General features: G+C 43.9%; 7 protein-coding genes. 5 read left to right on the forward strand and 2 right to left on the reverse strand.

Going from position 1 to position 9,038, the window contains the following annotated elements; all coding sequences use genetic code 11:
• Positions 1–38 precede the first annotated feature (38 nt).
• Both AB4496_RS06965 and AB4496_RS06970 read right to left on the reverse strand, forming a co-directional pair.
• Entirely contained in the window at positions 39–824 is a 786-nt protein-coding gene (locus AB4496_RS06965; RefSeq protein WP_009845542.1) for an ABC transporter ATP-binding protein, read from the reverse strand.
• 76 nt (positions 825–900) lie between these two features.
• The gene (locus AB4496_RS06970; RefSeq protein ID WP_009845541.1) at positions 901–1,659 is read right to left on the reverse strand and encodes a siderophore ferric iron reductase; all 759 of its coding nucleotides are present in this window, start codon (positions 1,657–1,659) and stop codon (positions 901–903) included.
• A gap of 219 nt (positions 1,660–1,878) precedes the next feature.
• On the opposite strand from AB4496_RS06970, the gene AB4496_RS06975 reads away from it, so the two are divergent.
• From AB4496_RS06975 to AB4496_RS06995, 5 genes are all read left to right on the forward strand, one after another.
• Complete coding sequence (locus AB4496_RS06975) at positions 1,879–2,787, forward strand: AraC family transcriptional regulator (RefSeq protein ID WP_009845540.1); 909 nt, start codon at positions 1,879–1,881, stop codon at positions 2,785–2,787.
• A gap of 261 nt (positions 2,788–3,048) precedes the next feature.
• Positions 3,049–5,178 (forward strand): TonB-dependent siderophore receptor, encoded by a 2,130-nt coding sequence (locus tag AB4496_RS06980; protein ID WP_009845539.1) that lies wholly within the window; start codon positions 3,049–3,051, stop codon positions 5,176–5,178.
• Between the two features lie 90 nt (positions 5,179–5,268).
• A complete protein-coding gene (locus AB4496_RS06985; protein WP_032555065.1) occupies positions 5,269–6,222 on the forward strand; it encodes an iron-siderophore ABC transporter substrate-binding protein in 954 nt (317 codons plus the stop codon).
• Complete coding sequence (fhuB, locus tag AB4496_RS06990) at positions 6,222–8,216, forward strand: Fe(3+)-hydroxamate ABC transporter permease FhuB (protein WP_009845537.1); 1,995 nt, start codon at positions 6,222–6,224, stop codon at positions 8,214–8,216. The genes AB4496_RS06985 and fhuB overlap by 1 nt, the downstream gene beginning before the upstream one ends.
• 253 nt (positions 8,217–8,469) lie before the next feature.
• Positions 8,470–9,038 (forward strand): crotonase/enoyl-CoA hydratase family protein (locus tag AB4496_RS06995; RefSeq protein WP_372130729.1); only part of this gene is annotated, 569 nt, incomplete at its 3' end.

Raw genomic sequence — 9,038 nt, forward strand, 5'->3', positions numbered from 1 at the left:
TAGAGCTTAGAGCTTAGACTTAAGCTGAAATGCCCGAACTATTCACAGACGACTGCAACCTTCTCGCTTGCTGCTGTCTTAGCTGGAACTGGATGATCGATCAGTCGAATCGAAGACTCATACAAAGCTGATAGCGCTTGTTCATCAAGTAACTTATCCGCACTGCCTTCAAAAGCAATCTGACCTTTTTTCAGTGCAACGATGTGTGTCGCGTAACGCAGTGCTAAGTTCAAATCGTGCAAAATGACGATCACCCCAACATTTTCCGTTTTGTTGAGTTCAGACAGTAAACCCATAAGCTGAAACTGATGATGCACATCCAGTGCCGAAGTTGGTTCATCAAGGATTAGTACTGGTGATTGTTGAGCCAACAACATCGATACCCACGCGCGTTGACGTTCTCCTCCAGATAAATCATCCGCCAAGGCTTGCGAGAATTCAGTGACACCGGTTCTTTCCATCGCCTGTTGGATAATCGACTTATCTTCTGAATTCCAACGGCCTAGCGCGCCTCTCCATGGGAAACGTCCTAAACGAACCAACTCTTCTACGGTTAAGCCAGCAGAAGCGGGGAGCTTTTGCGGTAAATAAGCAATTTTTTTCGCTAAATCTTTGCTTTTGAATGAAGAGAGGGAAGTGCCGTCTAGTTCCACGCTGCCGTGATCCGGCGACATCTGCCCAGAGAGCAAATTAACGAGTGTAGATTTACCCGAACCATTATGGCCAAGAACGACTGTCAGTTCATTGGTCGGAATCGCGAGGTCTTCGATTGAGAGAATGGTTCGTTCATCACGAATAACTTTGATGTTTGAAAGCTGAAACATGTCAGTCCTGTAATTAGGTCAGTAGCGAAGCTCAATGGAGAAGGCTCGTCGTATTGAACTTTAATAAATGGCGTGACTAAGCGATTTTTTTGTTGTCTGGATGCCTAGGGCAATTATCACAGTACTTTCTTGAATCGCACTTATAAACCAGGCAGCAGCTGATTCTGATCAGTTTTAACATCCCCGAACTAGAATCCACTTTAAGGCTGTCTAAATGATTTTCAGACAACTGGCATGCTTCTAGCCAAAGTTTAGCTTGCGCAGTAATGTAATCGTTGGTCAGGCTTGGTTCGTGTTGCTGAAGTTTTATCAAACTGCCTAACAATAGATCGGCCAATAAATGATTGGTAAATCCTGGGCGAATACGTGTCCATTCACTGATCTGGCTTCGATAAAACTCAGTCAGTGCAAGAATGGCTTCACCAGCATCGGGAATCAGCTCTTCTGGTGAGCCATGTTGATGATCACCATTAAAGAAGCGGTAGCCAGTAATGAACTCTTTGTATCTAAATTGACCGATATTCTTGATGTCGGGCAATGAATGAAGCCCATAGATAGAAATGAAAGTCACATAGATAGGCTGCCAACACACGAGATCCCAGGTTCGTGTTAACCAATACGCTTTGCCTGCTTCTGGGTGGCTTTGCGAAAGACCATCGTAAACTCGTTTGAGCTCTTTATGGCTATTCTCATTTGTTACCGCAATGCTCTTGTTATTAAGTGCACCAAAGCTTCCGCTTAAATAAGGGGTCACTTGTTTTGAGTAAGCGAAGATTTTTTGATGTAGGGACGGGGCTTTCCGACGAGTGATAATATTGTGCAGTTGGGGAAGCATCTTAAATCAATAAATGAGAATCAGTTGCGTTATCATAACGAACATAGTCGAGGATAACCATACAAAATGGAGCATCTACTCGGTGCTTTTTACGTTTTTGAGATTTATAAAGTTTGGATGGGCTGTCCTTTTTTCAGTGATAAAAGCCACTTTAAGTGATAAAAGTATTGTTGAACCCAACACGCCCTAGTCAAAAATAGAGAAGATGAAAGCTTGAATATGAACACACCTGCATTTGACCGTATCAGCCGCGTTCTGGCTTATATCCATGCGAATCTTAGCTCTGCGTTATCGCTAGAAGATTTAGCGACGCAAAGCTGTTGGTCTCGTTGGCAGCTGCAAAGAGTGTTTCAAGCCGAAACCGGGCTTACCGTGGCGAACTATGTGAGAGAGCTAAAGTTAAGTCAGGCTGCCGAAGAGCTGCTTGATGGAAAAGATCGTGTTATCGATATTGCGCTTGGTCTCGGATTCAATTCAGAAATAAGCTTTAGCCGTTCGTTTAAGCAAATGTTTGGGGTAAGCCCAAGTCAGTATAGAAAAGCAGGCAAAAGAGTAGGGTTAAAAAAGCCGATACAAGTATCTGAAACGGCGAGTAATTCAGAAAATAGGGCGTTAAGCTTTGTGGAAGTACGCATTGATGAAAGAGAGTCTTTCTTAGTGAAAGGAATGACATCAGAAATCAGTGGCTTGTTTTCACTCACGCAAGACTTCGCGCAGAAAGTCCCTCAGCTATGGTCACGTTTAGAAGGTGAGGTTGAAATCCCTGACGCCAACATGCTCCAGTTTATTGGCGTTGTTGACCTGACTCAGTCTTGTTTTGACGGAACCAATATTTACTATTGGGCGGGCGTTGAGCTTCATGACGAGATCTCTATCCCGCAACTGCCTAGTATTATCTCTGATAAGTTAGAGGTGCTGACGATTCCGAAGCAAACCTATGCTGTAGTGAAGCACCGTGGTCCTATAGAGCATCTACCCCATACTCTAAGTTGGTTTGTGCTTAATTGGCTTCCAAATTCAGGTTATCGTGGCGTTGATGGTTATGAACTTGAGATGTACCCATTTGGTTATCAAGCTCATGCTTCTGATGCGGAAATGGAGTACTGGGTTCCTATTATTAAATCGTAGTCATATTTCAGCTCTCCGACTTTCTCCCCCCTTCTCAAAAGCCTTTGTGTTACAAGGTCAAAGGCTACAAGGTCAAACGCTACTAGGTCAAATGTTACTAGATCAATTGTGTGTTTAATCAGCAATTGACCTAGTTTTACTCAAAATAGGCCAAGTTCTTTTTGAACTTGCACCAAATTGTTAATTATCCTACCTCTAGATACATACAATGCAAATGAGATTTATTACTATTTACAATTAAGCATTGGTACCGAGGGAATCATGACCACTCACACTCGTTTTAAGTATTCATCATTGGCAGTCGCGTTGCTGACTGCGTTTTCAGCGCAAGCATTCGCGGAAGATACCGCTACTTCGGCAGATTCGAATGTAGAAACTATTACTGTTATGGGTAAAGCCTACCGTAATACAGCAACGAAAACCGTTTTAGCACCAGAAGAAACGCCGCAAACACTTAACGTTATCGAAAGCGAACAGATGGAACAACGTGGTGTTAAGTCTGTAATGCAAGCTCTTCGCTATGCACCAGGTGTATCAACCGAGAATAAAGGTGGTGCAGTGGTTCTTAGTGATTGGGTTAAAATTCGCGGTTTTGACTCTACGAATAACTATTATGACGGAATGATGTTGCCAATCCTTCCTGGATGGAACGTACAACCTCAGATTGATCCTATTGCGATGGAGCGTTTGGAAATATTTAAAGGTCCAACATCGGTTCTTTACGGATCAATGCCACCAGGAGGCATGGTTAATATCATTGCAAAAGCGCCTAAGTTCGAAGAGTCTACGAAAATTGGCTTAGCAACGGGTTTAGATAACTTAGTTGAAGCTTCAATGGATACAACGGGTGCTTTGAGTGACAACGTTGCTTATCGCTTGGTTGCTCTGGGTCGTAAGAAAGATACGCAAGTAGACGGTGTTGAGGAAGAGCGCTATGTGATTGCGCCATCAATCGATTGGTATGTGTCTGATAAAACCTTTATTAACTTCAATCTTTATTATCAGAATGACCCTGCATTAGGTCAGAACGTGACACTCCCATTAGCGGCGATTGAATCAGGAAAAGTATCACCTTCGACATTTGCCGGGGATGTTAATTACAACACCATCAAACGTGATTTCTTTATTACTGGTTATAAGTTTAACCATGATTTCAACTCAAATTGGGCATTTCTTCAGAATTTCCGTTATATGAAAACTGACTTTTATCAAGAAAGTACTAGCAGTGGCAATTTTGATGCTTCAACTGGCTCATTAGCTCGTTCGGCATATAGCACCGATGAAAGTTCTACGGGTATTAGTGTTGATAACCAACTATCGGGCTTAGTGTCGACTGGCTCATTGGATCACTATTTACTTTTTGGTGTGGATTATCGAAACACAGAGGGTGATGTAGCCTACGACGCTTTCGCAGGTGTTGATAGCATCAACCTTTACAATCCAAATAACAATAAGCTGAATCCGAATGATTTTACAAAAACGTATTATCAAAATAACGACATTGAAGTGAGTCAGCTTGGATTCTATTTCCAAGATCAGATGTTGATTGATAATTGGGTGTTCATTGCTGGTGGTCGTTTTGACAAAGTCGAAACAACGACAAAAGTATCAGTATTGGGTGGTGCACCAAGCAAAACGGATACTGATGATACAAACTTCTCATACCGCTTAGGCGCTTTGTACAAATTTGATAATGGTTTATCTCCATTTGCTAACTTTGCTACCAGTTTTGAACCGAGTGTAAAGTTAGATACTAACGGTAATAACTTAGATCCTGAAACCGGTGAACAAGTCGAGTTTGGTCTTAAGTATGACTCATATGAGAATATGATTTCAGGTTCGATGGCTCTGTTCCAAGTGAATAAGAAAAATGTTGGAGTTCGTCCTGATGGCGCTTCACCATGGACTTCAGTTGGCGAGATTCGCTCACAAGGTATTGAGTTGGAAGGACGAGCACAAGTCACTGAAAACTTGGATGTGTTGGCGAACTACACATACACCGATATGGAAATTACGGAAGATAGAAATGCGTCAAATATCGGACAAACACCAGTATTTGTACCAGATCATACTGCAAATGTTTGGGCTAACTACTTTGTACGTAGTGGTACAATGAGTGGCCTTAGAGTCGGCGGTGGCGTGCGTTATGTGGGAGAAACTGTTCTAAACGATACGTCAGACAAAAATAAAGGCCAAGTACCATCATATACTTTAGTTGATTTGTCTCTAGGTTATGACTTAGGAGAGGTTAACAGCTCGCTTAAGAACGCAACAGCTAATGTCGTTGCAAATAACATATTCAATGAAGAGTATTACACTTGTTGGAATGAGAGCTATTGCTGGTACGGTCAAGAGCAAACTGTAGAATTTAATGTTAATTACGAATTCTAACTAAGTTAGGGTTATCAATTTAAAGCAGCCATTACTGGGCTGCTTTTGTCGTTTGAATAAATATAGAATTTAGATTGAGTAGGCAACAATATGAATTTACAACGAATCGCTTCCCATGTTTCTAAAATAAAGAGCTTGCATATAAAGCTGGCGGTATCCGTATTAGCGAGCGCTTTATCGTTTAATGCGATGGCCGATTACCAAGTTGAAGACAGCGAGGGCGTTAAAACCCTTGAAGCTCAGCCTGTTAGAGTGGCGGCGCTGAACTGGGACATAGCCGAACAAGTGATTGAACTCGGTGTAACACCAGTAGCAGTACCTGATATTGCTGGTTATACCGACTGGGTTGTTCAGCCTGCCATTCCAGAAGGCGTGGCGGACATTGGCACTCGAACTGAGCCTAATTTTTCTGCTTTGAAGAAGCTAAACCCTGATGTGATTCTTATCGCTTCGCCTCAGAAAGATCTTCAGGATCGACTCTCGGAAATTGCGCCCGTACTTTACTACCAAACGTACAGTGAACAACACAACAATGCAGCGGCTGCTATAGAGAACTTCAAGAAGATAGGTAAATTGCTTGGCAATGAAGAACAAGCGAACAACAAATTGGCAGTGATGGATGAACGTATCGCTGTTCTAAAAGCTGAGTTAGACAAAGCGTATCCGGGTGACAAGCCAAAAGTTACTTCTTTCCGTTTTGCGAGTACCACATCGGTGTTTATCTACGGCGATAATTCGATTCCGCAATATGCGCTTGAACAGTTAGGTTTTGAAAATGCGATGGATCTTCCTGCGAGTCAGTGGGGCATCAGTCAAAAACGAATGACAGAGCTTAAGAACGTAAAGAAGGGCATTGCGCTTTACTTTGAACCTTTTCCATATCAAGAAAAGTTAGACCGATCCCCGGTTTGGAAGAGCATGCCTTTTGTTCGTAACGGTCAATTTAGTCCAGTAGCGGCAAGTTGGAGTTACGGTGGTGCAATGTCGATTTTGTATAACGCAGAAGCTATGGCGCAATCGCTGTTGACGTTAGCGGAGCAGTAATGAAATCCAGTGGTTTGGTGATGGGGGCAGCGCTGTTTTTCGCTTCCCTTGTTCATTTATGGTTAGGGCAATCTGAATTTGGCCCTATCGGTGAGCTGCTCCAGCAAGTTTCACTGATCAGTGACAGCGTGACATTCAACTCAATGGTTGATGATTCATTCGAGTTGATGGCGTTAATCTATGTCAACTTGCCTCGCTTGGTCATGGCGATTTTGGTTGGTGGAACACTCGGCACCATAGGTAGCCTGTTTCAACAACTGACGCAGAACCGAATGATGTCGCCGCTTACTTTAGGTACGTCGTCAGGGGCGTGGCTTGGTTTGGTTATTCTGAATGTGGTTGCGCCGATGTTGGTCGCTCAGTATTCAGTTTGGTTCGCTCTGATCGGTGCACTGCTGGCGATGGGGCTGATTGTTTCGATTGTCGGAATCAAAAACATGAGCGGCTTGCCAATTGTTTTGTCGGGCATGGCAGTTAACTTACTGTTAGGCGCATTTGCGACTGCGATTATTTTGCTCAATGACCAGTACGCCCAGAACTTGTTTGTATGGGGAGCGGGTGATCTAGGACAGAACGGTTGGGAACAAGTAATTTGGCTGATGCCTAAGCTACTTCCGATCTTTGCCATCTTCTTATTGGCGCCAAGAGTCCTGACTTTGCTTTCGATTGGCACTGAAGGGGCAGCAGCACGCGGGCTCAATATTGGCGCAACATTCTTTGTGCTAATGGCAATTGGCGTTTGGTTGGTCTCAGTGTCGATTACCTCAGTGGGCGTGATCAGCTTTATTGGTTTGATAGCTCCGAACATTGCGAGGCATTTAGGTTTTCTAAAGGCCAAATCTGAACTCGTCGCAAGCTGTGTATTAGGTGCGCTACTGCTTTGTGTGACCGACAGCTTGGCGATTTTCTTGGCGCAATGGTCTTTGGATATGATTCCAACAGGAACGGCAACCGCGGTGATTGGCGCTCCAGCGTTGATCATAATTGCGAGAAAGCAATTATCGGCTCAAGATCAGCTGTTTTTCTCGATGCCTAAAGGCCCAAAGTTTATTTCACCTTTGGCTTACTTCTTGTTAGGCACAATGATTTTTGGGCTGTTGGCGTTGAGTACGCTCTCACAGCCTTCTTCTGATATGGGCTATTTTGTTATCCCAGACGCATTTGAATGGTCGATTCGTTGGCCGAGAATATTAACGGCGATATTCGCTGGTGGCGGTTTGGCGGTGGCGGGCGTGATTTTACAAAGGTTAGTCTACAATCCGCTTGCAAGCCCGGACATTCTTGGTGTGTCGGCGGGCGCTGTTCTGGCGTTGATTTTCAGTAGCCTATTTATGGGTTATTCGATTCACTCATTGAGCCCTTGGATTGCTTTCTTAGGCAGCGCGATTGCACTGTGTTTATTGCTATTCCTTGGCAAGAAGCATCAGTTTGCACCTTCGATCTTGATTCTCACAGGTATCTCATTAACCGCAGTTTTGGAAGCTTTGGTGCAATTCTCTTTAACGCGAGTGGGTGAGGGGAAATACACTTTATTGGCTTGGTTGGCAGGCTCTACCTATCGTGTTGAACCTGAGTCGGCAATGATTATGACCATGGTGATAACGGCTTCTATCGGGGCTGCTTTGCTATTGAGCCGTTGGGTGACCTTAATTGCGACTGGCCGACAGTTCGCGAGTGCCAGAGGGCTGAATATCAGTATCGCCTACGTGGCACTGTTGTGTATTGTTGCGATCTTATGTTCGGTCGTGACAACCACCATGGGACCAGTCGCGTTTGTCGGCTTGTTAGCTCCGCATATCGCAGCAATGGTGGGCGCTCGTTTGGTTCGAGAGCAGATCATCTTGTCGTTTTTGATTGGTGCAGCATTGATGCTATTTGCAGACTGGTTAGGGCAAGTGGTGGTGTTCCCAGCGCAGCTTGCCGCAGGGACGTTAGTTTCAATTATTGGTGGCAGTTATTTCATCTTCTTGTTACTGAAATCTCGAAGAACATAGGTTCTGTCAAAACAGAGAGCCCTTGATTATCAAAGCTACTGGTATTCAAAACTACTGGCAATCAAAGCGATTCGCAATAAAAGCTACGAATGAAAAGCAGTGAATGGAGCGAACCATCACTGCTTTTTTATTGATGTCGTTTGTGTAAGGGGGAGGTGTTAAGCAACACAGGTCTCGCTTCTTAATGTGCAAGTTTGGCATATGTTAATAAAATGTATAACCTAAAGGTCTGACCACTTATAAGGTAGCCACCATGCCAAACCTCGATCGTATCACTTGTTCCATTGATGAAAACCAAATTGCCACCGTTGTGCTGAATAGACCCGATAAGCTCAACGCTATTGATATGGCGATGTTTGAAGGCGTCAATAATATGATCAGAGAACTCAAAAAGAATAACGAGATTCGCGCTGTGATAGTGAAAGGTAATGGTACGGATTTTTGTTCAGGGCTCGATGTTAAATCGTTATTGAACAGTAAAGTTGGAGCGATGAAGCTTTTGTTCAAATGGTTGCCGACGTTGCCAAATGCGGCTCAGTATTTTTCTATTGGTTGGCGAGAGATCCCTTGCCCTGTCATTTTTGCGATTCACGGGCGTTGTTGGGGAGGTGGGCTTCAATTAGCCAGTGGTGGTGATTTTAGAATCGCTAGCCCAGACGCGAACTTCTCGATATTGGAAGCGAAGTGGGGGCTGATTCCTGACATGGGAGGCGCCATCGCATTTCGCGAGCTGATGCGTAAAGATCACACCTTAGAAATGGCAATGACGGCCAAAGTGATCGACTGTGAAACCGCGAAAGAATATGGATTGGTGACTAAAAT

Origin of the sequence: Vibrio sp. 10N.222.46.A1 (assembly GCF_041473595.1) — a bacterium.
In the GTDB taxonomy this organism is placed as follows: domain Bacteria; phylum Pseudomonadota; class Gammaproteobacteria; order Enterobacterales; family Vibrionaceae; genus Vibrio; species Vibrio tasmaniensis_A.

What these genes read in the sequence shown, in the direction of transcription:
- AB4496_RS06965 (WP_009845542.1), bottom strand. Translation starts at nt 824, where the DNA reads ATGTTTCAGCTTTCAAACATCAAAGTTATTCGTGATGAACGAACCATT.
- AB4496_RS06970 (WP_009845541.1), bottom strand. Translation starts at nt 1,659, where the DNA reads ATGCTTCCCCAACTGCACAATATTATCACTCGTCGGAAAGCCCCGTCC.
- AB4496_RS06975 (WP_009845540.1), top strand. Translation starts at nt 1,879, where the DNA reads ATGAACACACCTGCATTTGACCGTATCAGCCGCGTTCTGGCTTATATC.
- AB4496_RS06980 (WP_009845539.1), top strand. Translation starts at nt 3,049, where the DNA reads ATGACCACTCACACTCGTTTTAAGTATTCATCATTGGCAGTCGCGTTG.
- AB4496_RS06985 (WP_032555065.1), top strand. Translation starts at nt 5,269, where the DNA reads ATGAATTTACAACGAATCGCTTCCCATGTTTCTAAAATAAAGAGCTTG.
- fhuB (WP_009845537.1), top strand. Translation starts at nt 6,222, where the DNA reads ATGAAATCCAGTGGTTTGGTGATGGGGGCAGCGCTGTTTTTCGCTTCC.